General features: G+C 63.7%; 21 protein-coding genes and 1 pseudogene. 19 read left to right on the top strand and 3 right to left on the bottom strand.

Annotated elements, in window-relative coordinates; all coding sequences use genetic code 11:
• Positions 1 to 4: 4 nt before the first annotated feature.
• The 9 genes from U5A82_RS10250 to U5A82_RS10210 all read left to right on the top strand — a co-directional run bounded on the left by U5A82_RS10250 (position 5) and on the right by U5A82_RS10210 (position 9,208).
• On the top strand, positions 5 to 1,411 hold the full coding sequence (locus tag U5A82_RS10250; RefSeq protein ID WP_326290622.1) for a protein adenylyltransferase SelO family protein: 1,407 nt from the start codon (positions 5 to 7) through the stop codon (positions 1,409 to 1,411).
• Between the two features lie 48 nt (positions 1,412 to 1,459).
• Positions 1,460 to 2,893, top strand: a complete 1,434-nt coding sequence (astD, locus tag U5A82_RS10245) for a succinylglutamate-semialdehyde dehydrogenase (protein WP_326290621.1) — start codon at positions 1,460 to 1,462, stop codon at positions 2,891 to 2,893.
• Between the two features lie 86 nt (positions 2,894 to 2,979).
• Entirely contained in the window at positions 2,980 to 3,768 is a 789-nt protein-coding gene (gene cobA, locus U5A82_RS10240; RefSeq protein ID WP_326290619.1) for a uroporphyrinogen-III C-methyltransferase, read from the top strand.
• Complete coding sequence (locus tag U5A82_RS10235) at positions 3,765 to 4,061, top strand: DUF2849 domain-containing protein (protein ID WP_326290617.1); 297 nt, start codon at positions 3,765 to 3,767, stop codon at positions 4,059 to 4,061. Before cobA ends, U5A82_RS10235 begins: the two co-directional genes overlap by 4 nt.
• Positions 4,062 to 4,064: 3 nt before the next feature.
• A complete protein-coding gene (locus U5A82_RS10230; protein ID WP_326290616.1) occupies positions 4,065 to 5,696 on the top strand; it encodes a nitrite/sulfite reductase in 1,632 nt (543 codons plus the stop codon).
• Positions 5,689 to 6,096, top strand: coding sequence for a RidA family protein (locus U5A82_RS10225; RefSeq protein ID WP_326290614.1), 408 nt, complete (start codon positions 5,689 to 5,691; stop codon positions 6,094 to 6,096). The genes U5A82_RS10230 and U5A82_RS10225 overlap by 8 nt, the downstream gene beginning before the upstream one ends.
• Positions 6,089 to 6,529: a DUF934 domain-containing protein gene (locus tag U5A82_RS10220; protein WP_326290612.1), complete on the top strand. Its 441-nt coding sequence runs from the start codon at positions 6,089 to 6,091 to the stop codon at positions 6,527 to 6,529. The genes U5A82_RS10225 and U5A82_RS10220 overlap by 8 nt, the downstream gene beginning before the upstream one ends.
• Positions 6,522 to 7,307, top strand: a complete 786-nt coding sequence (locus U5A82_RS10215) for a phosphoadenylyl-sulfate reductase (RefSeq protein WP_326290610.1) — start codon at positions 6,522 to 6,524, stop codon at positions 7,305 to 7,307. Before U5A82_RS10220 ends, U5A82_RS10215 begins: the two co-directional genes overlap by 8 nt.
• A gap of 92 nt (positions 7,308 to 7,399) precedes the next feature.
• Positions 7,400 to 9,208: a DUF885 domain-containing protein gene (locus tag U5A82_RS10210; RefSeq protein WP_326290608.1), complete on the top strand. Its 1,809-nt coding sequence runs from the start codon at positions 7,400 to 7,402 to the stop codon at positions 9,206 to 9,208.
• Between the two features lie 92 nt (positions 9,209 to 9,300).
• Here the strand turns inward: U5A82_RS10210 and U5A82_RS10205 are convergent, their stop codons facing one another.
• Positions 9,301 to 10,785 (bottom strand): replicative DNA helicase, encoded by a 1,485-nt coding sequence (locus U5A82_RS10205; RefSeq protein WP_326290606.1) that lies wholly within the window; start codon positions 10,783 to 10,785, stop codon positions 9,301 to 9,303.
• Between the two features lie 114 nt (positions 10,786 to 10,899).
• On the opposite strand from U5A82_RS10205, the gene U5A82_RS10200 reads away from it, so the two are divergent.
• The 10 genes and pseudogenes from U5A82_RS10200 (at position 10,900) to U5A82_RS10155 (ending at position 24,610) form a co-directional block, all read left to right on the top strand.
• Entirely contained in the window at positions 10,900 to 11,382 is a 483-nt protein-coding gene (locus U5A82_RS10200; protein WP_326290605.1) for a UPF0262 family protein, read from the top strand.
• Positions 11,383 to 11,410: 28 nt separating this feature from the next.
• Positions 11,411 to 12,078 (top strand): annotated as a pseudogene (locus U5A82_RS10195) (GH25 family lysozyme).
• Positions 12,078 to 12,536, top strand: a complete 459-nt coding sequence (locus tag U5A82_RS10190) for a cytidine deaminase (RefSeq protein ID WP_326290603.1) — start codon at positions 12,078 to 12,080, stop codon at positions 12,534 to 12,536. The pseudogene U5A82_RS10195 and the gene U5A82_RS10190 overlap by 1 nt, the downstream one beginning before the upstream one ends.
• Positions 12,537 to 12,541: 5 nt before the next feature.
• Complete coding sequence (dcd, locus tag U5A82_RS10185) at positions 12,542 to 13,132, top strand: dCTP deaminase (RefSeq protein WP_326290601.1); 591 nt, start codon at positions 12,542 to 12,544, stop codon at positions 13,130 to 13,132.
• Positions 13,129 to 13,887 carry a metallophosphoesterase family protein gene (locus tag U5A82_RS10180; RefSeq protein WP_326290599.1) on the top strand — a complete coding sequence of 253 codons (759 nt, stop codon included), beginning with the start codon at positions 13,129 to 13,131 and terminating at the stop codon, positions 13,885 to 13,887. The genes dcd and U5A82_RS10180 overlap by 4 nt, the downstream gene beginning before the upstream one ends.
• Positions 13,888 to 14,072: 185 nt before the next feature.
• On the top strand, positions 14,073 to 16,910 hold the full coding sequence (locus U5A82_RS10175) for a TonB-dependent receptor plug domain-containing protein (RefSeq protein ID WP_326290598.1): 2,838 nt from the start codon (positions 14,073 to 14,075) through the stop codon (positions 16,908 to 16,910).
• 1 nt (position 16,911) lies between these two features.
• Positions 16,912 to 20,052, top strand: a complete 3,141-nt coding sequence (locus U5A82_RS10170; RefSeq protein WP_326290596.1) for an amidohydrolase family protein — start codon at positions 16,912 to 16,914, stop codon at positions 20,050 to 20,052.
• Positions 20,053 to 20,132: 80 nt separating this feature from the next.
• The gene (locus tag U5A82_RS10165; RefSeq protein ID WP_326290595.1) at positions 20,133 to 20,312 is read left to right on the top strand and encodes a hypothetical protein; all 180 of its coding nucleotides are present in this window, start codon (positions 20,133 to 20,135) and stop codon (positions 20,310 to 20,312) included.
• Between the two features lie 190 nt (positions 20,313 to 20,502).
• Complete coding sequence (locus tag U5A82_RS10160; RefSeq protein ID WP_326290593.1) at positions 20,503 to 21,996, top strand: ATPase domain-containing protein; 1,494 nt, start codon at positions 20,503 to 20,505, stop codon at positions 21,994 to 21,996.
• Positions 21,986 to 24,610, top strand: coding sequence for an ATP-binding protein (locus tag U5A82_RS10155; protein WP_326290591.1), 2,625 nt, complete (start codon positions 21,986 to 21,988; stop codon positions 24,608 to 24,610). Before U5A82_RS10160 ends, U5A82_RS10155 begins: the two co-directional genes overlap by 11 nt.
• Positions 24,611 to 24,621: 11 nt before the next feature.
• Here U5A82_RS10155 and U5A82_RS10150 read toward each other — a convergent pair whose 3' ends face one another.
• Together U5A82_RS10150 and U5A82_RS10145 are read right to left on the bottom strand one after the other, a co-directional pair.
• Positions 24,622 to 25,311: an anti-sigma factor family protein gene (locus U5A82_RS10150; RefSeq protein ID WP_326290589.1), complete on the bottom strand. Its 690-nt coding sequence runs from the start codon at positions 25,309 to 25,311 to the stop codon at positions 24,622 to 24,624.
• Positions 25,308 to 25,796 (bottom strand): RNA polymerase sigma factor, encoded by a 489-nt coding sequence (locus U5A82_RS10145; protein WP_326292900.1) that lies wholly within the window; start codon positions 25,794 to 25,796, stop codon positions 25,308 to 25,310. Before U5A82_RS10145 ends, U5A82_RS10150 begins: the two co-directional genes overlap by 4 nt.
• Position 25,797: the final 1 nt, after the last annotated feature.

The raw sequence follows: 25,797 nt of genomic DNA, 5'->3' as shown, positions 1-25,797 counted from the left end.
CCATATGAACCACAAGCCGCAACCCGCCAAATATCGTCCCGCCACTGAAATCGACGCGCTGATGCCGGACATCGCTGATCCGGTCGCAGCGGCCGACTTTCCCCAGGCGATCCTGCGCTATCGCAATGACCGGGCGGCCGCATCGGTCGGATTGGATGACTTGAGCGATGATGCATGGATCGCGCATTTTGGGCGCTTTGCGCCATTGGAAGGCAGCCTGCCCCGGCCGCTGGCGCTACGTTACCATGGCCATCAGTTCCGCCACTATAATCCCGACATTGGCGACGGGCGCGGCTTTCTCTTCGCGCAATTGCGCGACGATAGAGACCGCCTGCTGGATCTGGGCACCAAAGGATCTGGTCAGACGCCCTATAGCCGCTTCGGCGACGGACGCCTGACGTTGAAGGGCGGCGTGCGTGAGATATTGGCGACCGAGATGCTGGAGGCGCTAGGCGTCAACACCTCCAAGACCTTCTCCATCATCGAGACGGGCGAGGCATTGGAACGCAACGACGAACCATCCCCTACACGCGGCGCGGCGATGGTGCGCCTGAGCCACTCGCATATCCGCATCGGATCGTTCCAGCGCGCGGCCTTTCATGACGACAAGGTGTTGCTGGAAAAGCTGACTGATTACGCGTTGACGCGGCTGTATGGCGAAACCCCTGGCGACAACCCGCCTGCCCAATTGCTGGGCCGGGTGGTGGAGCGCACGGCGGACCTCGCCGCCAGCTATATGGTCGCGGGCTTCGTCCATGGCGTGCTGAACAGCGACAATATCAATGTGACCGGCGAAAGCTTCGACTATGGGCCATGGCGCTTCACGCCTTTGTGGGACGCAAATTTTACGGCTGCCTATTTCGATCATTACGGTCTCTATGCCTTCGGACGTCAAGCCGAGGCGATTCACTGGGACGTGGCGCAATTGGCGGTGTCACTGCGCCTGCTGACGGAAGCGCCGCCGCTGATCGCACAACTGGAGCGGTTCCCGGCGCTCTATGGGGAAGCGATGCAGCGGCGCTTCTGCTGGCGGCTGGGCGTAGAGCCGGGCGCTGACCCCGGACCGATGGTCGAAGCGGCTGTGCGCGGCATGGTGACGAGCGGTACGCCGATCGATCGCTTCTTCCATGACTGGCGCGGTGGCACGACGCGCGACGGCGCGCCTTATGACGACGCTGCCTGGGCGCCCTTTCGCGAGGCGATCGCGCGCTTTACGGCAAAGCCGGGCGCAAAGGATCATGATTATTGGGCGGATGATGCCCCCTGCTCCATGCTTATTGAGGAGGTCGAGGCAATCTGGAGCGCGATCGACAAGGATGACGACTGGAAACCGCTCCATGCCAAAGTCGCCGCGATCCGGCGGATGGGTGAAGCGCATGGTTCCGGTCCGGCTGCTGTTGCGACGGGTTGAGGCGCGCCCTCTTCTTTCGTTAACCAATTTCCGTCATGCTCAGTCCAAATGGTCGCGTCGCTTACATCCTACGAACCTGCCACCGGCGTCCTGCTCTGGCAGGGTGAAACTGGAGATGTCGAGGCCGAGGTAGCGCGCGCCCGCGCCGCCTGGCCGCGCTGGGCGGCGCAACCCATAGCGTATCGCATCGAAACGCTGCGCCGCTTCGTCAATGTCGTGCGGCGGCAGGAAGATGCGCTGGCGGACCTGATCGCACGGGAAACGGGGAAGCCCTTATGGGATGCGCGCGCCGAAGTCGCCGCAGTCATCGGCAAGATCGACGTCAGCGTCGCCGCCTATTCCGAACGGACGGGACAGCGCCGGTTGGAGGCCGCCATGGGCGCGCGCCAGTCGGTGCGGCACAAGCCCCATGGCGTTATGGCGGTGCTGGGCCCCTATAATTTCCCTGCGCACCTGCCCAACGGCCATATCATTCCTGCGCTGCTGGCCGGGAACGCGGTCATATTCAAACCGTCGGAAAAGACGCCTGCGGTGGGCGAGATGCTGGTCAGTCTCTATCATGAGGCGGGCGTGCCGGTGGACGCGGTCCGCCTGTTGATCGGCGGGCCGGACGCAGGCAGGGCACTGGCCGCCCATCCCGATGTCGGCGGCATCCTGTTCACCGGGTCCGCCCAGACGGGCATCGCGATCAACCGGCAATATGCCGCCCAGCCATCCAAGATCCTGGCGCTGGAAATGGGCGGCAACAACCCGATCATCGTGTGGGACACGCCCGAAATCAACGCGGCAGCGACGCTCGTCGTCCAGTCCGCCTTCATGAGCAGCGGCCAACGCTGCACCGCCGCCAGCCGCCTGATCGTACGCGACGGCATCGCCGACCGCCTGATCGCGGAGGTCAAGAAACTGGCCGACCGGCTGATCGTCGATCATCCCCATGCCGATCCCACACCCTATATGGGACCGGTGATCGACAATCCGACCGCCGACGGTCTGACCGAAAGCTTCCTCTATCTGATGAGCAATGGCGGCAAGCCGATCAAGCATATGGTGCGGCCGAAAAAGGGCCTGCCCTTTCTGACCCCCGCCATCATCGACGTGACGGGCATGAAGGAGCGGCCCGATGTGGAATTGTTCGGACCACTGCTACAGGTGATCCGCGTGGCCGATTTCAGCGACGCCATCGCGGAGGCGAACAACACACGCTATGGCCTGTCTGCCTCGCTGATCGGCGGGTCGCCCGAACAATATAACCAGTTCTGGGCCAATGTCCGTGCCGGCGTCGTCAATTGGAACCGGCCCACCAACGGCGCGTCGTCATCCGCGCCCTTTGGCGGGGCCGGCATATCCGGCAACCATCGCCCCAGCGCTTATTATGCCGCAGACTATTGCGCCTATCCGGTGGTATCGGCGGAGATCGAAACGCCGCGCGCCTCGATCGGCGTGGGGCTGAAGGACATCGACGTCAGCGCGATGGGCGATTGACGGTCGCAACACGCAAAACATTTCCTAATCCCCGCCATACCCATTATGAATTGAACTTGGCCGACGCTTTCGCCATGTGAGCGACCATGGCTGACAATGCACCTTCGACGGTCTATCTGGTGGGCGCTGGTCCCGGCGATCCGGACCTGCTGACGATCAAGGCCGCGCGCCTGATCGGGGCGGCGGACGTGATCGTGCATGACGGCCTGGTGTCCGACGCGATATTGGCGCTGGCGTCGCCGGACGCAGACCTTATTTCGGTCGCCAAACAACGCAGCCGCCACAGCATGCCGCAGGACGCGATCAACGCGCTGCTCATAGATCTGGCGCGCGAGGGGCGCAGCGTGGTCCGCCTGAAGGGCGGCGATCCCTTCATCTTCGGACGCGGCGGCGAGGAAGTCGATGCCTGCCGCGCTGCGGGCATAGCGGTGGAGGTCGTGCCGGGCATCAGCGCCGCCATGGGCAGCGCCGCGCAGGCGCAGCTTCCCCTCACCCATCGTGATGCGTCCAGCGCGGTCAGCTTCGTCGCGGGCCAGTGCAAGGGGCTGACGGATCAGGATTGGTCGGGACTGGCGGGGAAGGGCCGTACGCTCGTCATCTATATGGGCGTCGCGACCGCCACCGACATCGCCGACAAGCTGATGGCGGATGGCGTGTCGCCGACCCTGCCCGTCGCGGTGCTGGAAAACGGCACGCGCGCGGACATGCGGACATTGCGCACCCTGCTCGCCGACCTGGGCGACATGGTGGCGCGCGAACAGGTGGTCAGCCCGGCCGTGATCGTGGTCGGCGACGTGGCGGCCCACGCACTGGCACGCGATGTGCTGGCGGGTTGGGCGGCAACAGGGGAGAATATTTCGGAGATGCGTTCGTGAAGATACTGACCGGCAACGATCTTGTGAGCGGCGACGTCATCTGGTGGGCGGGCGACGGTTGGTCGCGCCAGGTCGGCGACAGCGCCGATGTGGGAGAGCGCGGCGACGACCTGGCTCGTACTGAGGAAGCCGCGCTGCGCGTGGTGGGCGCCTATGTCATCGACGCGACCGTCACCGACGACGGCGTGCGCCCCGCCCATATCAAGGACCGCATCCGCGCCCTTGGGCCGACCGTGCGCCCCGACCTGACGCTGAAACCGAATGACGCCGATGCCGGCAACTGGGTGATCTGAACCATGTATCGCTACGACAGCTACGACCAGTCCATCGTCGACGCCCGCGTCGAGGAATTTCGTGACCAGGTGCAGCGCCGCCTGACCGGCGCGCTGACCGAGGATCAGTTCAAGCCGCTGCGGCTGATGAACGGCCTCTATTTGCAATTGCATGCTTATATGCTGCGTGTCGCCATCCCCTATGGCACGCTGAGCGGCAAGCAGATGCGCAAGCTGGGCGAGATCGCGGCGAAATATGATCGCGGCTATGGCCACTTCACCACGCGCCAGAATCTGCAATATAACTGGATCAAGCTGGCCGACGCGCCCGATATCCTCGCCGAACTGGCGACGGTGGAGATGCATGCGATCCAGACCAGCGGCAATTGCATCCGCAACATCAGTTCGGATCAATATGCCGGGGTAAGCGCCGACGAGGTGGCGGACCCCCGCCCCTGGGCCGAGTTGCTGCGCCAATGGTCCAGCTTTCACCCCGAATTCACCTATCTGCCGCGCAAGTTCAAGATTTGCGTCATCGCCAGCGACGATGATCGCGCGGCGATGAAACTGCACGACATCGGCCTGAAACTGGTGGAACGCGACGGCGTGATCGGCGCGGAAGTCTATGCCGGTGGCGGCATGGGGCGTACGCCGATGGTTGCGCCGCTTATCAACGCCTTCGTGCCGGAAGACGAGATCATCTCCTATCTCGAAGCCTGTCTGCGCGTCTACAATCGCTACGGTCGCCGCGACAATAAGTATAAGGCACGGATCAAAATCCTGGTCCATGAGATCGGCGTCGAAGAGTATAAGCGGCAGGTCGAGGAGGAGTTCGCCCATATGCGCGAATTGGGCCTTAACCCGCCGACCGAAGAACTGGACCGCATCCGCGCCTTTTTCGCGGCGCCTGCTTATGCCACCGGCCTGTCCGATGATATCGACCGCAGCGACCCGGCGTTCGCGCTGTGGGTCGATCGCCAGGTCGCGGCGCACAAGGCGCCCGGCTATGCTATCGTCAATATCAGCCTGAAGCCGCTGACGGGTATCCCCGGCGACGCGTCGGCGGACCAGATCGAGCTGGTCGCAAGCCTGGCCGAGCAATATTCGCTCGACGAGTTGCGCGTAACTCACGCCCAGAATCTGGTTCTGCCGCATGTGAAGAAGGCGGACCTGTACGCTATCTGGCAAAAGCTGGACGAGGCAGGTCTGGCAGAAGCCAATCTGGACCTCATCACCGACATCATCGCCTGCCCAGGCCTGGACTATTGCGCGCTGGCCAATGCGCGCTCGATCCCGCTGGCGCAAAAGATCGCGCAGCGCTTCGCCGCGGCCGAACGGCAGGCGGAACTGGGCGAGTTGAAGCTCAAGATTTCGGGCTGCATCAATGCCTGCGGCCACCATCATGCCGGGCATATCGGCATATTGGGCGTGGATCGTAAGGGTATCGAGAATTTCCAGCTATTGCTCGGTGGATCGGGCGCGGAGGATGCTTCGCTCGGCCAGATCACCGGTCCCGGTTTTTCCGAGGATGGCGTGGTCGATGCGATCGAGAAGGTCACCGATATCTATCTCGCCCAGCGGGAAAGCGGTGAACGCTTCCTCGACACCTATCGTCGCATCGGCATGAAACCCTTCAAGGAGGCGATCTATGGCTAAGCGCGACGCCGTTTATCCGGCCATTCCCCACGCTCTGTATGAAGAGCATCGCTACTCTCCTGCGATCCGATCGAAGGGCTTTCTGTTCGTGTCGGGACAGGTCGGGGCGCGTACCGACGGATCGCCCGAACCCGATCTGGGGGATCAGGTCCAACTCGCCTTCGACAATCTGAACGCGATATTGGAGGCGGCGGGGAGCAGCTTCGCCGACGCTGTTGACGTGACCCTATTCATGATCGACCCGGAACGGCATTTCGAAACGATCTGGCCCGTTCTCCAGAAAAACTGGGGCGAAAAGCCCTTCCCGAACATCACTGCGGTGGGCGTCACCTGGCTGGCGGGTTTCCAGTTCGAGATCAAGGTTATCGCGCGTATCCCGGAGGAAGCGGATCATGGTTGAATTTCTCTCCTTCCGCGACGGTGAAGCCACGCAGGAACCGGCGGTTACGGTCGAATCCTTCACGGGCCAGTCCAACTCGACGGCTGTCCGTATCGAAGCGGGTGAGGATGCGCGTGAACTGCTGCCCCATCTGGATCGTCTGTCGCTGGTCGAGGTGAATTTCCCCGCTTATGGCGACGGGCGCGGCTATTCGGCCGCCCGCATCCTGCGGGAATCGGGCTATCAGGGCGAGTTGCGCGCCGTCGGCGACGTGCTGGTCGATCAGATCAACGCCATGCGTCGCTGCGGCTTCGACAGCTTCCATCCCGCAAAGGCGCTGGACGACGATGCCGTGGAACGCGCGCTCAATCGCTATGCCGACGTTTATCAAAAAACGATCGATGGCCGTCAGCCCGTCTGGGCAAAACGGCACCCGGAGACAAGCAATGGCTGAACCTGCTCGCCAGATCGACCTGATCGACGCCCGCCCTGCTTTTACGCAGGCAGATGCCGACGCGCTGAACGCGCGGTTCGAGGGCGTCGATACGATCACCATGCTCAAGACCGTGTTTGCAGAAGGCCTTGCCGGCAATGTCGCCGTCGTGTCTTCGTTCGGCACGGAAAGCGCGGTGCTGCTCGATCTGGTGGCGAAAGCCGACAATACCGTGCCGGTCATTTTCGTAGACACGATGAAGATGTTCGCCGAAACGCTGAACTATCGCGACACGCTCATCAAGCGCTTCGGCTTTACCGACAGCCGGACGGTCACGCCGATCGCCGAGGTGATCGCGCAGAAGGACGAGACGGGCCTGCGCTGGTCCTACGACCCGGACGGCTGCTGCGAAATCCGCAAGGTCGAGCCGATGAAGCGCGCGAAGGATGGCCTGGACGCCTGGATTTCGGGTCGCAAGGCGTTCCAGTCGGTGACGCGCCAGAACCTGCCTCGGTTCGAGGTGGAGGATGGCCGGCTGAAGCTCAATCCGCTGGGCGACTGGAACAAGGCCGACTTAGAAGCCTATTTCGAGGCCCAGCAACTGCCGCGCCATCCACTGGAGGCGCAGGGCTATCTGTCGATCGGCTGCGAACCGTGCACGTCGAAGGTGATGCCGGGCGAAGACCCGCGGGCGGGCCGCTGGCGCGGTTGGGACAAGGTGGAGTGCGGCATTCATGCGCCCGTCACGCCAATTCCGGTCGTCGATCCCGAAGACCCGGCCAACCAGCCCGCCTTCTAAAAGATCACGACTTAGTAACAAAGTTACAAGCGGGTGGACGGACGCGTCTTAGGACGCGATAAACTTCCTTATCTGACATAAGGGAGTCGTCCATGGATCGCCGTCAATTTCTTGCTACCAGTGGCGCAGCCGCTGTTAGCGTCGCCGCACCGCGCGCGCTGGCACAGGGTGCCGATGCGGACGACGCCCGCCTGTCGGCCGCTTTCGCCGCAATTTTCGAACGGCAACTGGACATGTCGCCCAGCTTCGTGACCAGTCTTGGTCTCGACAAGGGCGCACGCGCCGAAGCCAAGAGCCAGTTGGACGACAACAGCAAATCAGCGATGCTCAAAAAGCTGGCGGCGACGCAGGCTGCGATCAGGGAACTGGATGGCTACAAATCGGCCAAACTGTCCGACGCGCAGCGATTGAACCTGGACGTCATCCTTTACGCGCTGGACCAGCAGACGGTCGCCCCGGCGAAATTCGGCCTGAACAGCGCGGTGCGCCCCTATCGGATCTTCCAGCAGGGCGGCAGCTATTTTTCGACCCCCGATTTCCTCAACACCGCTCACACCATCAACGTCGCGGGCGATTGCGACGCCTATGTCGCGCGACTGGAGGCGTTCGCCCGCAACCTGCGCACCGACACCGCGCTACAGCGGGACGAGGCGGCGCGCGGCTATCTGGCCCCCGGCTGGTCGCTCGACCTGACGTTGGGGCAGATGAAGAAGCTGCGCGGCCAGGCTGCTGCTAACAGTTCGATGGTGCAGTCGCTGGTCAAGCGCGCCGCCGCCAAGGGCATAGCGGGCGACTGGCAGTCGCAGGCCGCTGCCGTCGTGGAGAAATCCATCTATCCCGCGCTGGATGAGCAGATCGCCGCGATCGAGGCGCTGAAGGGCAAGTCCGCGGCGGGCGACGGCGTGTGGCGCACCCCTCGGGGTGACGAAATCTACGCAGCGGCGCTCAAGAGCGCGACGACGACCGATCTGTCCGCCGACCAAATTCACGCCATGGGGCTGGAACAGGTCGCCGACATCAGCGCGCAGCTCGATACGATCCTGAAGGGGGCGGGCTACAGCAAAGGTACGATCGGCGAGCGGCTGGCGGCGCTGAACGTCGAACCGTCCCAGCTTTATGCCGACAGCCCGGACGGACGTGCGGCGTTGCTGGCGCAGCTCAACCGCGATGTCGATGCGATGAAAGCCAAGCTCCCCGAAGCCTTCGCGACCATTCCCGATACCGCGCTGGAAATCCGCGCGGTGCCTGTCGAAATACAGGATGGCGCGTCGAACGGCTATTATAACCGCGCCGCACTGGATGGATCGCGGCCGGCCATCTACTTCATTAACCTCAAGGATGTGGGCGACTGGCCGAAATATGGCCTGCCTGCGCTGACCTATCATGAAGGCGTGCCGGGCCATCACCTTCAGATATCGACAGCGCAAACGGCTGGCGACATCCCGATGCTGCGCAAGACCGCCTTCATGAGCGCCTATAGCGAAGGCTGGGCGCTCTATGCCGAGCAGTTGGCGGACGAACTGGGCGGCTATGAGACGCCGCTCGACCGGGCTGGCTATCTCCAGTCCTTCCTGTTCCGCGCCGCCCGGCTGGTGGTCGACACCGGCATCCATGCGAAACAATGGAGCGCCAAGCAGGCGACCGATTACATGGTCGAAAAGACCGGCTTCGCCCGCCCCCGCTGCCAGCGCGAGGTCGAGCGTTATTGCACCCAGCCGGGCCAGGCGACCAGTTACAAGGTCGGTCATGGCGTGTGGACCAAGGCGCGTCAGGCCGCGCAGGCCACGCTGGGCAAGCAGTTCGATATCAAGCAGTTCCACGCCATTCTTGAGGAAGGCGCGATGCCGCTGTCGATGCTGGAGACGCGCGTCGCGGCGCGGGCGAAGGCGGCCAAGGGTTAGTCGCGTGCCCGGCAAGGGCCAGGGTTCGGTTTCTCTATCGAAGCTCTACCTTGGCCCTTGCCACGCTGCGGTTCACCCAGCGACGCGCCGGTCTATTCGTAGCTCAAATCCTCATAGCCATCGTCGGCGAGGTCGGAGAAACGGGTGATCTTCGCGTCGAACTTCATGCGGATACGGCCGGTGGAGCCGTGGCGCTGCTTTGCGATGATAACTTCCGCCTTGCCGTAGATGCGCTCCATATTTTCTTTCCACGTGGCATAGGCGGCCTCGTCGTCGGGTTTCGGCTCCTTGGCAGCTTCGTAATAATCCTCGCGGAACACGAACCAGACCATGTCCGCGTCCTGCTCGATGGAGCCGGATTCGCGAAGGTCGGACAGTTGGGGCCGCTTGTCTTCACGCTGTTCCACCGCACGGCTGAGCTGCGACAGCGCCAGCACCGGCACATGCAGTTCCTTCGCCAAGGTCTTAAGGCCGCGCGAAATTTCCGAAATTTCGTTGACGCGGTTCTCGTTGCCCCGCCCGGTTCCCTGAAGCAGTTGGAGATAGTCGACCACGATGAAACCGATATCGTGCCGCCGCTTCAACCGGCGCGCGCGGGTGCGGAGCGCGGCGATGGTCAGGCCGGGCGTATCGTCGATGAACAGGGGCAGTTCCTGTAATTCGCGCGCGGCGCGCGAGAGGTTCTGGAAGTCTGCGCGGCTGATCTTGCCCATGCGCAGCGCTTCGCCGCTGATGCCCGACTGTTCGGCCAGGACGCGGGTCGCCAGCTGGTCGGCCGACATTTCCAAGGAGAAGAAGGCGGTCTTCGCGCCCATATTCTTTTCCGCCGGGATGCCGTCGGCATTGTCCCGCAGCCAGCGCGACGCGGCATTATAGGCGATGTTGGTCGCCAGCGACGTCTTGCCCATGCCAGGGCGCCCGGCCAGGATCATCAAGTCCGAATTGTGCAGGCCGCCGATCTTGGCGTTCAGGCTGTTGATGCCGGTCGTGATCCCCGACACATGGCCGCCGCTGTTGAGCGCGCGTTCTGCCACCTGCACCGCCGCAGTGGACGCCATCAGGAAGCTTTTGACCGAGCCGCCCTCGCCTTCGCCCTCTGATACTTTGTAGAGCGCGACTTCGGCCGCCTCTATCTGCTCGCGGGGGTTGACGTCCTCGCTGGTATCCAGCGCATTTTCAACCAGTTCGCGGCCGACGCTGACAAGCTGGCGCAGCAATGCGAGGTCGTATATCTGCGTCGCGAAGTCGCGCGCGCCGATCAGCGCCGCGCCGTTGCCGGTCAGTTGCGCCAGATAGGCCGCCCCGCCCAGTTCCTTGAGCGCCGGGTCCTGTTCCAGCATCGGCTTCAAGGTCACGGGGTTGGCGACCATATCCTTGTCCAGCAGGCGCATGATCGCGTCGTAAATGCGGCCGTGCAGCGGCTCGAAATAATGTTCGGCCTTCAGCTTGAGCTGCACATCCTCTGCAATGCGATTGTCGATCATGATCGCGCCCAGCAGCGCGGCCTCCGCCTCGACATTGCGCGGCAATTCGGTTCCGCCGGGTTCGGCGGGGGTGATTTTCAGCAGTTCGACCATGGCCTCTCTTTCCTCCGCTCGCGCGCGCCATGCAAGGGCCAGAATGGAAACCATCTGTGGATAAGTCCCGCTTGCTTTTCGCCGCGCGCCGCCGCACTGACTATCGCCTTCATCATGGCCGATCCGCGCATCATAGACATCCAGCTGGACCAGCGCACGATCCTGTGGCGCAATGCCGATGTGGAGCAGGAACGGCGCATCGCCATCTTCGACCTGCTGGAGGATAATCATTTCGCGCCGCAGCGCGTTCATGCCGACGGCTATGCCGGTCCCTATAAGGTCGTGCTGCGGGTCGAGGACGGACGGCTGGTGATCGAACTCAACCGGGAGGATGATGCCCCGCTGGAGGCCATCATCCTGGGTCTGGGCCGGTTTCGTCGGCCGATCCGCGAATATTTCGCCATTTGCGACAGCTATTATCAGGCGATCAGCAACGCGTCGCCGCAGCAGATCGAAACGGTCGACATGGCCCGCCGCGCCATTCACAATGACGCGGCGGAGATGTTGAAGGAACGGCTGGAAGGCAAGATCGATGTCGATTTCGACACGGCACGACGGCTGTTCACGCTGATCTGCGTACTGCATATCAAGGGGTAGGACGATCAGGGTAGTGACTTTGGGGGGCCTGCTGGTCCGCGTCGGGGCGGGACTGGCTGTGGTCGCAGCACTGGCATTGGCGCTGTGGATCTACGCGCGCGGATGGGCGCCGAGCCGCGACCAATATCCGGTGCAGGGCGTGACCATCAGTGCCGACAACGGTCCGGTCGACTGGGGCACGCTGGCGGCGCAGGGCGTGGACCTGGCCTATATTCGCGCAGCGGACGCCGCAAACCGGCGCGATCCGGCGTTCGCCGCCAACTGGCGGGGCGCGCGGACGGCGGGCCTGCGTTATGGCGCGTTGCTGGAATTTACGCCCTGCCGCCTCGCCATCGATCAGGCCACTCGCTACATGACCACGGTGCCGCGCGACAATGCCGCGCTGCCGCCGGTCATCCGCCTGGCCTTCTCCCCGCCTGCACGGCGCGTCCGAACCGTGACCAGTTGCTGTCCGAACTCAACACGCTGGTCAATCTGGTGGAGGGGCATGCGGGCAAGACGGTGCTGATCAACGTGACCGAGGATTTCGACAAGGCCTATGACATCGGGTCGGGAATCAATCGCACCTTGTGGCTGGACGGCAATTTTTTCCCGCCCGATTACGCCACCCGGCCATGGGTGATGTGGACAGCCACCGATATGCGGCATATCGACGGCGTCGATGGTCCGGTACGATGGAATGTGGTGGCGCCCTGATGCAAGATAGACAGCGAGTTGGACAGTTGATCGACGCTGCGCGAGCGGCGATGGCCCACGCCCATGCGCCCTATAGCCGCTTTGCGGTGGGCGCGGCGGTGCGGTTGACCGACGGCAGCATCGTGACCGGCTGCAACTTCGAAAATGCCAGCTACGGCCTGTCGCTCTGCGCCGAAACGGTGGCACTGGCGAGCGTCAACGTGCAAGGTCGTTTCGCTGACGTAACGGAAATCGCCGTGGTCGGCGGCGCGATGGATGATGCGCAAGAAGCGCTCGTCACGCCCTGCGGTCGTTGTCGCCAGATCATGAACGAGGCCGAGCAGATGGCGGGTCGCACGCTGGCCATCTATTGCGCCACGCCCAGCGGAGACCGTATCCTCAACCTGTCCGTCGCCCAACTCCTGCCCCATGCCTTCGGTCCGGCGGACCTGGGCATCGGCCCTGCAAAAAAGAGCTAAGACCCATGGCCATTCTTTCCGACAAATGGATCCGCGAACAGGCGCTGAAAACCAACATGATCGAGCCGTTCGTGGAGAGCCAGCGGCGCGAAGGCTGTATCAGCTACGGCTTGTCCTCCTACGGCTATGACGCGCGGGTGGCGGACGAGTTCAAGATCTTCACCAATGTCGACAGCACGATCGTCGACCCCAAGGATTTCGATCCCAAGAATTTCGTCGATCGCAAGACCGACTGCTGCATCATCCCACCCAACAGCTTTGCCCTGGCCCGCACGGTCGAATATTTCCGCGTGCCGCGCGACGTGCTGGTCATCTGTCTTGGCAAATCCACCTATGCGCGCTGCGGCATCATCGTAAACGTAACGCCGCTGGAGCCGGGCTGGGAGGGCCATGTGACACTGGAATTTTCCAACACCACGCCCCTGCCCGCCAAAATCTACGCCAATGAAGGCGCGTGCCAGTTCCTGTTCCTTCAGGGCAACGAGCCATGCGAGGTCAGCTATGCCGACCGGGCAGGCAAATATATGGGGCAGCAGGGCGTGACTCTCCCCGCCTCTGATGCGACATTCATCGTCATGAGATTTTGGCCCTCATGAAATTCTGGCGCAGAGCAGCGCGGGACGCGGCACCGATCCCCGATGTCGGCGCGGATCGCCGGGTCTATGCGATCGGCGACGTGCATGGCCGCATCGACCTGCTCGACGCATTGCTGGCGATGATTGCGCAGGACGACAAGGATCGACCGCGAAAGGCCATCAGCCTGATCCTGTTGGGCGACCTGGTCGACCGGGGCGCGGAGTCCCGCGCGGTTGTGGAGCGGGTGATGGCCCTGTGCGCGTCGGGCGGGGATGTCGTTTGCCTCAAGGGCAATCATGAGGAAGCATTCATCCTGGCCGCACGCGGCGACGTGCGCGCCCTGCCCCTGTTCCGCCGGATGGAGGGCGAGGCGACGCTGGCAAGCTATGGCCTGCCCCCCGCGCTGTTCTGGACGATGAGCGACGAAGAGGTCGCAGCCTGGATGGCAACCAACGTGCCGCGCGCGCATGTCGATTTTCTCGACAGCATGCCCGACAGTGTTGCGATCGGCGATTACCTGTTCGTCCATGCCGGTATCCGTCCCGGCATACCCATAGAAGAGCAGAGCGCGAACGACTTGCGCTGGATACGGCAGGAGTTTCTGGGCCACCGGGGCGTCCATCCCAAGATGGTCGTCCACGGCCACAGCATCAGCCGCGAGGTGGACCAGCAGGCGGGCCGGATCGGCATAGACACCGGCGCCTATTTTTCGGGACGTCTGACCGCTATCGGCCTGGAAGGCACCGAACGCTGGGTGCTGCAGACGGGCACCTGATTACTGTCCGCTGACAATATAGTTGGCGGTTCAGGCAATAGGTTCGTCGAACAGACTGTTTATCATAACCCTATCAGAAACATTTTATGTCGTGATCACCTGACGAACGGTAGGGGAATCCCATGCTTTCTTCGTTGATGACAGCAGAACGGCCTTAGAACGCCGGTCCAGCAGGGGAACAGACAATGCGTAATCGCCATGCCATGGCGGGGATGGCCCTCGCCATCTGCCTCGTGTCGCCTAGCCATCTCCTTGCCGCCGCACCGGCGGACGCCACACTGACCCAGCGGCACAATTTCGACATCCATGTCCAGCCGCTGAGCAGCGCGCTGCGTCAATTGTCCGCCCAGTCGGGCATCCGCATCCTTTTTCCTTATGACGAGGTCGCGTCGATCCGCAGTCGCCGCATCCAGGGCTGGCTATCCACGCAGGACGCCCTTGCGCGCCTGCTGGCGGGCACAGACTTGACGTCCACGCCCGCCGGCGCCGGGGTGATCGCCCTGGCCGCACCGTCCAGCCGCAGCGCCGCCCGGCGCAGTCCGCTTGGCCTGCAATATGCGCAGGCCAACGTGCCGGGTGCGGCACCTTCGGCCATGACGATGGCCCCTGCCCCAAAACCGGTCGAGGATGCGACGCCGATCATCGTGACCGGCACCCGCACCACCAACCGGACCGTCGCCGAAAGCCTGGCACCGATCGACGTGCTGGGCGAAAAGGATCTGGAAGCGAGCGGCAAACAGTCGGTGCGCGACCTGCTCGGTACGCTGGTGCCGTCGATCAACGTGTCGAACAATGGCGCAGGCGCGAGCTGGGCGGTACGCACCCTCTCCTTGCGCGGACTGGGCGGCGATCAATTGTTGGTGCTGGTAAACGGCAAGCGCCGCCACAATACCGCGACCCTGTTCATCAATGGCTCCGTCCAGAACGGCCAGTCGCCGCCGGACCTGGACCTGATCCCCGGCAACGCGATCCAGCGCATCGAAGTGCTGCGTGATGGCGCGTCGGCGCAATATGGGTCGGATGCGATCGCGGGCGTGGTCAACATCCTCCTGAAGAACGACACATCCGGCGGCGCGGCGCTGACGCTGGGCAGCACGGCCGACAATGGCGGCTGGCAGGGGCGCTGGCAGGTCGACAAGGGCTTTTCGCTCGGCGCCGATGGCGGCTATATCCATATTTCGGGCGATGGCGTGTTGCAGGACAATACGATCACGAAGAGCAGCCCGATCACGACCAACCCCTTCTATCCGACCGGCGATCCGCGCAACGCGAACCCCAATCGCATCCGCGCCAAATATGGCCAGCCGCAGGTCATCGGCGGCAATGTCGGCTATGACGCGATGCTGCCGGTGGGCGACCGTTTCGAACTCTACAGCTTCGGCACCTATTCCAAGCGCCATGCGGCGGGTTGGCTGACCTATCGCAACCCGGCGGCGCTCAACAACATCTACGAAATCTATTCCGAAGGCTATATTCCGCGCATCCATGTCTATGACGAGGATTTCCAGGTCGCGGCGGGCCTGCGTGGCGACATAGGCAGCGGCATCCGCGCCGACCTGTCGACCAGCTATGCGCAGAACGAGGTCAAATATGCGCAGACCACGTCGCTCAACCCGTCATTGGGCACCGCCAGCCCGACGCATTTCTACCTGGGCAAGATCCGGTTCGACGAATGGACCAGCAATCTGGACCTGAGCAAGGAATTCGACATCGGTCTGGCCGGTCCGATCGCACTGGCGGTGGGCGGGGAGTATAAGAAGAATAAATTCCTGATCGGGCCGGGCGACCCGGTATCCTATATCGACGGCGGCTATCGTTCGCCGCCGGGAGCTTGGCTGGCTGGGCAGACCCGCACCGGTGTCGGATCACAGGGGGTCACCGGTTTCCTGCCATCAGGTTCGGGTAGCTGGAGCCGCGACAACTGGAGCGCCTATGTCAACCTGGAAGGGAAGATCATCGAGGGCGTCGAGTTCGGTCTGGCCGGACGACATGAGGATTATTCCGATTTCGGCACCACCGACACCGGCAAGGCGTCGATCCGCATAGAACCCACGCGCGGCTTCGCCGTTCGCGGCACGGCCAGCACGGGGTTTCGCGCACCGACGCTGCAACAGCAGCATTATGCGTCATCCTCCACCATCAACGTGCCGGTCAACGGGGTGAACCAGTTGCTGCCGGTGCAGGCGCTGCCGGTCGATGGCATTGCCGCGCGCGCGCTGGGCGCGGTATCGCTGCGGCCTGAAAAATCACGCAACCTGTCGGCGGGCGTCGTCATCACCCCCGCGCCCAACCTGAACCTCACCATCGACGCCTATCAGATCAAGGTCAGGGACCGCATCCTGCTGAGCGAGACACTGAGCGGCGCGGTGGTCATGAACGCGCTGGCGACGGCGGGTATCCGGGGCGTGGCGGGCGGCCTCATCTTTTCCAACGCCGCCGATACGCGCACGCGCGGGCTGGACATCGTCAGCACCTACCGCGCCGGACTGGGCGATATGGGGACGGCGACCTTCAGCCTGTCGGCCAATTTCAACAAGACGATCTTTACCCATATCGACCCGGTCCCGGCCGTGATCGCGGCGTCGGGCCTAGCGCTGATCGGCCGCGCCAAGATCGGCGATCTGTCCGAAGGCACACCGCGTAACAAGTTCATCGCCAATGTCCTGTGGGAAAAGGATGATTTCAACCTGAACCTGCGCGCCACCCGTTATGGCAAGGTGGTTCAGCGGGCGGGCGCGCGCGTCTTTCACACCAGCGATTTTGTGGGCTGTACGGCGGGGAGTGCGGGTTGCACGCTGGATTTCGTGGACGAAAAGCTGACGCCCAAGACGATCCTCGATCTCGAACTGGGCTATAAGCTGGCGCAGGGGGTGAAGCTGTCGGTCGGCGCCAACAATCTGCTCAACACCTATCCCGACAAGCTGAAGCCGGTCAATCGCACGGTGGGCAGCCTCTACAATGCCTATGCCCCCTACGGCATCAGCGGCGGCTTTTACTATGGCCGGTTCAATCTGGAGTTCTGACATGACCAAATTGGCGGGTGTGAACCGGCGTGAAGCGATGGCGGCTGGCGGCATCGGCCTGATCGTAGCGGGCAGCGCGGCTTCATTGGCGCAGTCGGCCGGTGCGCCTGTGCCGGGGAAAGAAACGATGGTGCGAGTGGAGGACTGCACCAACGTCGCGCTTTCGCTCTCGCCCGATGGCAAGCGCATCGCCTTCGACCTGCTCGGTATCCTTTGGACGCTGCCGGTCGGGGGTGGCCCGCTCAAGCGCCTGACCGGCGATTTCGATGACCTGGCCCAGCCCGACTGGTCGCCCGATGGCAAGCGCATCGCCTTCCAATCCTATCGCACCGGCCATTTCCATATCTGGTCGGTGGCCGCCGACGGCGGCGACATGCGCCAGCATACGGACGGGCTGGTGGACGATCGCGAACCGCGCTGGTCGCCCGATGGCAAAACGATCGCCTTCGCCAGCGACCGGGCGGAGGGACGCTACGCCATCTACCTGCTCGATGTCGCGAGCGGCAGGGTCACGCCCTTTTCCAAGGGCACGACCAATGACAGCGAGCCGACCTGGTCGCCCGACGGCAAGCGCATCGCCTATGTCGCGGGTGGCGCCAGACTGGTGGTGGCGGACGTTGCCACGGGTGCGGTCAGTGATGTCGCGTCGGTCACGCCGTCCGCCGATCGCTTCACCCCATCGGCGATCATGGCCCCGGCCTTCGCGCCCGATGGCACGATCGCCTATACCCGTGTGCAGCCCGCATCTCTGACGCTGGTTCTGGGGGACAAGGACATCGTCTTGGGCGAGGATCTCTACCCCTTCCGCCCCGCTTTTACCCAGGATGGCGCGATCCTTCATGGATCGAACGGCAAGCTGCGTCGGCTGAAAGGCGGCAAGGCGTCGATCATCCCCTTCTCGACCCAGGTGCCGGTGACGACGCCCGACTATGCCAAGAAGACGCGCAACTTCACGTCCACCGCGCCCAAGCCCGTGGTTGGGATCGCAGCGCCGATGCTCTCGCCTGACGGCCGGAGCATCGTCTTCGCGGCGCTGAACGACATCTATCTGATGCCCGTGGGTGGCGCGCCCAAGGCGATCATCACCGACCCCTTCCACAAATGCGATCCCGCCTGGTCGCCCGATGGCCGGACGATCGCCTATTCGTCCGATCGCGGCGGCACGCTGGACCTCTGGCTGCATGACATCGCGACGCGCAAGGACAGGCAGTTGACCAACATTCCCGACAAGGCGGTCGCCTGGGGAAGCTGGTCGCAGGATGGCACGATGATCGCTTTCCTCGATCAGGATGGCGCACTGCATACGGTGGAGGTGGCGAGCGGCGCCGTTACCAAACGGTTCGACGCCATCTGGGAGCCGGGCCGCCCCAGCTTCGGCCCCGATGGCAAGACCATCGCCTATGCCGCCTTCAAGCCCGTAACAGGCCGCTATCGCGAAGGCGCCAGCGAGATACTGACCGTGGATTTAGCCAGCGGCAAGGGCAGCTATCGTCCGGCGTTCGAGGGCAAATCCCTGGGGACGCGCGGTCATGACGGGCCGGTCTGGTCGCCCGATGGCAAGCAGATGGCGTTCGTTTTTGCCAGCACGCTCTGGGTCGTGACCGTAGCGCCGGACGGCCGCTTTACGACCGCACCCCGGCAGATCACGACCGAAGTGACCGACGCGCCGAGTTGGAGCGGGGACGGCAGCCAGTTGCTCTACCTCAGCAACGGCAAGCTGCGCATCGTTCCGGCCGCAGGCGGCGCGGCGCAGACCATCCCCTGCCGGCTGTCATGGGCCAATGCCAAGCCTGCGGGTCGCACCGTGATACGGGCTGGCAAAGTCTGGGATGCGCTGTCCGCCGACTATAGGAGCAATGTCGATGTCGTGCTGGACGGCAACGTCATCAGCGCCGTCGCGCCACACGGCGCAGGCGCATCTGATGCCAATGCCAAGGTCATAGACGCTCCCGGCCTGACGCTGATGCCGGGCCTGATAGACATGCATACCCATCGGCAGATGGCGGGCTATGGCTATGGCGACCGGATGGGGCGGCTGTGGCTGGCGATGGGGATCACGGCGACGCGATCGCCCGGATGCCCGGCCTATCACATGGTCGAGGACCGGGAGGCGATCCAGAGCGGCAAGCGCATCGCCGCACGCCACTATGCCACCGGCGAAGCGATCGACGGCGGGCGCATCTTCTACAATTTCATGCGGCCGGTGACCGAAAAAGGCCAGATGGCGCTGGAACTGGAGCGCGCCCGGGCGCTCGATTACGACATGGTGAAAACCTATGTCCGCTTTCGCCATGACATACAGAAGGAGGTTGTGGACGCATCCCATAAGATGGGCATGCACCTGTCGTCCCATTATCATTATCCCGCGCTGCACAGCGGCATGGATTGCATGGAGCATACCGGCGCGACCAACCGCTACGGTTATTCGCGCACCATCACGGCGCTGGGCGGCGGATATCATGACGTCAACGACCTGTTCGCCGCAGCCAAGGCCGGACGTACGCCGACCCTGTTCGCGGCAACGTCGCTCCTGGGGCTGGACGATGGCTTCATGCGCGATCCGCGCATCAGGACGCTCTATCCCAGCTGGGAATTTGCCAAGCTGACCAGCCGGGTGAAGGCGATGAAGGGCGAAGGCGGCGTGGCGCTGCTCGCTTCGCTGGAGCGGCAGGTGGCACAGATCAAGCTGATGCTGGAGGCCGGATGGCATCCGATTTCGGGCACCGACGCGCCGATCGACCTGACCGCGATCAGCCTGCACCTCAACCTGCGGGGCATGGTGAAGTTCGGCATCCGCCCCCACGACGCGCTGATGATGACGACACGCTGGTCGGGCGAATTTCTGGGCGAACCGATCGGGCGGATCGCGCGCGGCATGCTGGCCGACATGATCCTGGTGGAGGGCGATCCCCTGCGGGATATCGCCGCTGTCGCCAATGTCCGCCACGTGATCGCCAACGGCGTCGTCCATACACCCGAACAACTGGCAGCCCCCTTTGCCGCCGCCCGGCCGCAGGCCGCGCTGACGCCGGTCGGACCGATGCTGGCGGACGCGCACCAACATTATTGGTGGCACGATCCCGACTATGTCGAAAGCAGCCGGGCCGCCTGCTGCGCAGGCCATGCCGTGGCGCACGCCTGAAACGCGCCGGACACAATCGCCACCTCATGCGCTTTAGCTTCGTCACGATCTGCCGTGGCAGACGTTCATAGGAGAGTTGCATGAGCATCGAAGGTAAAGCGAAGGAAGCCGCCGGCTACATCAAGGAAGAAGCCTTCGAGCATGGCAAGTCGCCCGAGGCCAAGGAAAAGGCCCAGGAAGGGCGTGACCTGCGCAACGAAGGCCGGATCGAGGACGGCAAGGCACCCAAGACGAGCACGCCAGGCACCGAAAAACCCTGACGTGATGATCGGCCCCCGTTCTCGCGGGGGCCGATGACGCGATACGAATTGATCGAGATCAAGCTTATCTCGCTTAAATTCTTTAGAAGCGAAATAAATGGCGTGAAATATTAGTCATCATTTCACTTTCGCTTCTCTTCCCCACGGATTTGGCTACCGTCCCATTTCATATGAGCGGACGGGACGAGTGATGGAAGTGAAGGTTATTTCGACCGGGAATGTCGGTCTCGACACGGTCCTTGGCGGCGGTGTGCCGCCCCACCGTCTCTATCTGCTGGAAGGTGCGCCGGGATCGGGCAAGACCACGCTGGCGCTGCAATTTCTGCGCGAAGGCGTTCGCTTGGGCGAGCGCGTCCTCTACATAACATTGTCCGAAACCCGCGAGGAGTTGCGCGCCGTCGCCGCATCCCATGGCTGGGATCTGGACGGGTTCGACGTGTTCGAACTGGAATTGGTGGACGATGTATTTGGCGACGGGCGTGAACAATCGATCATCCATCCCTGGGAAATGGAGTTGGGCGAAACCATACGCCTGATCCAGGATGAGGTAGGCCGCGTGAAGCCGACGCGCGTGGTGTTCGACAGCCTTTCCGAAATGCGCCTGCTGGCACAAGATCCGCTGCGCTATCGCCGACAGGTTCTGGCGCTGAAGCAGTTTTTCTCCGGCCGGGAAACGACTGTTATCCTGGTGGACGACATGACCGGATCGGGCGATGCGCGCGACGCGCATCTCCATAGCCTGTGCCATGGCGTCGTCACGCTGGAGCGGCTGACGTTGGAATTCGGCGCGGCGCGCAGGCGGATGCAGGTGCAGAAACTGCGCGGGATCGATTTTACCGCCGGTTATCATGACATGATGATCCGCAAGGGCGGCGTCGATATCTACCCGCGCCTGATCGCCGCCGATCATCATGTCGATTTCACCGGCGACATGGTGCAGAGCGAAGTTCCCGCTCTCGACTCCCTGTTGGGCGGCGGGCCGATGCGCGGCACCAGCACATTGATTACCGGGCCGGCCGGATCGGGCAAGACCACCATCGCCCTGCAATATCTCTATGCCGCCTGCGAACGCGGCGAAGCCTGCACCCTATTTCAGTTCGATGAGCGGGTCGGCACGTTGCTGACGCGCGCCTCCGCCTTTGGTCTGGATGTCAAACGGCATGTCGATGACGGTTGCATGCTGATCCAGCAGATCGACCCGGCCGAAATATCACCGGGCGAATTTGCCGCGCGCGTACGGCAGGAGGTGGAGGAACGCGGCGTCCGCATGATCGTGATCGACAGCCTGAACGGCTATATGGCGGCCATGCCGCAGGAACAGCAATTGCTGCTCCAGATGCACGAGTTGCTGTCCTATCTCAGCCATCGGGGCGTGGTGACGTTCCTGATCAATCCCCAACATGGGCTGGTCGGAACGATGTCGACCAACCTCAACATATCCTATGTCGCCGACGCCGTCGTGCTGCTGCGCTTTTTCGAGGCGGAGGGGCGGGTCCGCAAAGCCATCTCCGTTCTTAAAAATCGCGGCGGCGTGCACGAGGATGCGATCCGCGAATTTCGGATCGATGGCAACGGCGTCCGAGTCGGAGCGCCGCTACGCGACTTCCGCGGCGTGTTGACTGGCACGCCCGAATATCTGGGCGCGACCTTGCCGTTGATGGAAGATCGCGCCGGTGACGACTGACAGCGTCAGGGAAGGCGGCCGCCTTCTGATCTGCGCGCCATTCGGCCGGGATGCGGACAGCGTCGCAGGACTGCTTGCCAAGGAGCGATACGATGTCCGCACTTGCGCGGACGTGACGGCGGTCGCAGCCGCGCTGGACGACCATATCGGCGCGGTCCTCGTCACCGAAGAGGCATTGACGGGCGATCTGACCGCGCTGCAAAGCGCGCTGGCCGCCCAGCCTGCATGGTCGGACGTCCCCTTCATCCTGTTGAAGGCGCAGCGGACCGGACGGTCCCCTGCCGGCCCCTGGATTCCCGGGCGCCTGCTCGACTTCGTCACCAATACCGTGGTCCTGGAGCGCCCGCTGGGCGTCGCGTCGCTGGTCAGCGCCATCGCATCGGCCATGCGCGCGCGTCACAAACAGTTCGAGATGCGCGATCGGATCGAGGAACTGGCCACCAGCGAAAGCCGCCTGCGGCTGGCCACGGGCGCCGCCAATATCGGCACCTGGGATTATGATCCGGTCGGCGACACGCTGAACTGGGACGATCGGTGCAAGGCGATGTTCGGCCTGAGCGCCGACGCACCCGTCAGTTACGATGGCGCATTCCTGGCCGGACTGCACCCTGACGATCGCAATCGCGCGGCGACTGCCGTGGCTGCGGCCTTGGACCCCGATGGCGATGGCATGTTCGACATCGAATATCGCACCGTGGGCATAGAGGATGGCGTCGAACGCTGGATCGCCGCGCGCGGCGGCGCGGTGTTCGATGACAATCGCGCAACGCGTCTGATCGGCACCGTCATCGACATATCCGAACCCAAGCAGGCAGCAGCAGCACTCGCCGCATCGGAAGCGGCGCTGCGGGAGGAAAGCCAGGCGCTGGACATCCTCAACCGCATCGGTCGGCAGGTCGCGGCGGAACTGGACCTGGATCGCCTTGTCCAGGCGGTGGTGGATGCCGGACGCGACCTGACCGGCGCGCAATTGGGGGCCTTCTTCTACAATCGGACGGACGACATGGGCGAGCGCTATATGCTCTTCAGCCTGTCGGGCGCGCAGATGGAGGATTTCAAGCACTTCCCTATTCCCCGCAATACCGAGTTGTTCGCGCCCACCTTTTCCGGCGAGGGCGTGGTACGATCGGCGGATATTACGCAAGACCCGCGCTACGGTCGCAATGCCCCCTATCGTGGCATGCCAAAGGGGCATCTGAAGGTGGTGTCCTATCTGGCGGTGCCGGTGATCGCCCGATCGGGCGAGGTGATCGGCAGCCTCTTTTTCGGCCATGCCCAGCCCAACCAGTTCGACGAACGCGCGGAGCGGCTGGCGCTGGGGCTTTCGGCGCAGGCGGCGATTTCGATCGAAAATGCGCGTCTGGTCCAGTCGGCCCAGCGACTCAACCAGACGCTGGAGCAGAAAGTCGCGGAACGTACTGCCGCTTTGGAAGCGGAAATGGTCAGCCGTGCGCACGCCGAATCCGCTCTGCGCCAGAGCCAGAAGATGGAGGCCGTCGGGCAGCTGACCGGCGGCATCGCCCATGATTTCAACAATATGCTGACCGGCGTGATTGGCGGCATCGACATCGCCAAACGGCGGATCGCTTCGGGTCGGCTGGACGATCTAGATCGTTTCATGGACGCCGCATCCACTTCGGCGCAGCGCGCGGCGGCGCTCACGGCTCGCCTGCTCGCCTTTTCACGTCGACAGTCGCTCGATGCCCGGTCGGTCGATATCAACGCTCTGCTCACGGCTCTGGACGACCTGCTGGCGCGCAGCATCCACGAGAATATCCGGCTGAAGATCATGCCGGGGGACGGCGCGCCCCATGCGGTGGTCGATCCCAATCAGCTGGAAAATGCGATATTGAATCTGGCGATCAACGCCCGCGACGCCATGCCGGACGGCGGGGAATTGACGGTCGAGGTCGGCACGGTCGAGCTGGACGACGCCTATGCCGCGGCGAAGCCGGACATAGCAGCGGGCCATTATGTCGTCATATCCGTTTCCGACAGTGGCGTCGGCATGCCGCCCGATGTCATCGACAAGGTGTTCGAGCCCTTCTTCACCACAAAGCCGATCGGTCAGGGGACGGGGCTTGGCCTGTCGATGGTCTATGGCTTTGCGCGGCAGTCGGGCGGTCAGGTGCGCATCCATAGCCAGCCGGGCGTCGGTACGTCGGTGAAGATCTACCTGCCCGCTGGCGAGGCCGCGCACGACGCCAAGGAACGCATCGTGCACGCCGTGCAGGAAGGACAGGGCCAGACGGTGCTGGTGGTGGAGGACGACCCATCGGTCCGCCTGCTGGTGCGCGATGTGCTGGAAGATCTGCGCTATGTGCCACTGGAGGCCAGCGACGCGAGCGAGGCCATTCCCATCCTGCAATCGGCGCGGCCGATCGACCTGATGGTGTCCGATGTCGGCCTGCCGGGCATGAACGGGCGGCAGTTGGCCGAAGTGGCGCGCGAACATCGGCCGCACCTGCCGATCCTGTTCGTCACGGGTTATGCGGAAAATGCCGCAGTGCGGGCGGGTTTCCTGGGCGACAATATGAGCATGATCACCAAGCCCTTCGCACTGGACGCGTTGGCATCCAAGATCGACGAGATGATGGCCGGTCCGGCCGAATAGCGATCATTGCGTCAGCGCCAGTTCCTTGCCTGCGCCGCCTGCTCCCCGGCTGCATCCGTCGGCGCGCCCGCGATCAGCGCGTCCACCGTCGCCATCACCCGCATGTCGGCGGAAGATGCCTGCCGATACGCCCCATTCTTGCCTGCTCCCGGGAGAAGCTGCTGTATCTGCCAGCCCTCGCCTTCCCGGCAGGCAACCCCTGCCATTGCCCCGTCGAAGCTGCGACACCAGCCACCCCCCTTGCGCTGGAAGGTGAGGCCGATGCGGATCGGCGTGTCACCCTGCGCCGACGCCAATTGGCTGTCCAGTGCGGTGGCAAGGGGGCCTTGCGCCACCATCACGCCATCCTGCGCACCGATCGGCCCCGCGTCTCCGCCGGACAGGCGACCAAGACCAAGCCCCAGCACCAGACTGGCAGCGATCGCTCCTCCCGTTGCCCAAGCGCCCCAGCGCCGTGCCGGGCGTGCCATCGGCGTCACGGTGCCGCTGTCCTGCAGCAGGAGACGCAGCCGATCCGGCACGGCCTCTTGAGCGACAGGCGCATAATGGCCAGCCAGCAGGTCACGCAGCCGCTGGTGATGCGCCAGCCGATCGGCCAGCGCCGGATCGCCCGCGACCGCGCGCTCGACGCGGCGGCGATTGACCTCGTCCAGTTCCCCATCGACCAGCGCGATCAGCATGGCTTCATCGATGTTCGTCATGCCGCCTCTCCCATCAATTCCAGCAACGCGCCCCTACCCCGCACCAGCCGCGATGTCAGCGTCCCCATGGGTACGCCCAGCACCGCCGCCGCCTCCTTGTAGGAAAGCCCCTCCACCAGCACGAGCGCGATGGCTTCGCGCTGTTCGGCAGGCAGCGCCTGCATCGCGCGATCGACGTCGGATAGCATCATATGCGCCTCCACATCGCGGTCGCCGGCATGCCCTATATGCGTGCCCGCTTCTTCCGGCGCGAAAGTTTTGGCGGCACGCTGGCGAGCGCGGGCTTCGTCTATCCACAGATTGCGCATGATCCGATACATCCAGCTATCCAGACGGGTGCCCGGCTGCCACTGGTCGCGCGATTTCAGCCCGCGCTCCAGTGCCGCCTGGCACAGATCGTCGCCATCGGCGCGGTCGCGCGACAGGCTGGCGGCAAAGCGCCGCAGCCGGGGCAGGATCGCAAGCAGGTCGCTTTCGAACGACATC

The sequence above is a fragment of the Sphingobium sp. CR2-8 genome (assembly GCF_035818615.1).
Taxonomy (GTDB): domain Bacteria; phylum Pseudomonadota; class Alphaproteobacteria; order Sphingomonadales; family Sphingomonadaceae; genus Sphingobium.
Note: the sequence above shows the minus strand (reverse complement) of the source record. Positions and strands in the feature narration are given on the sequence as shown.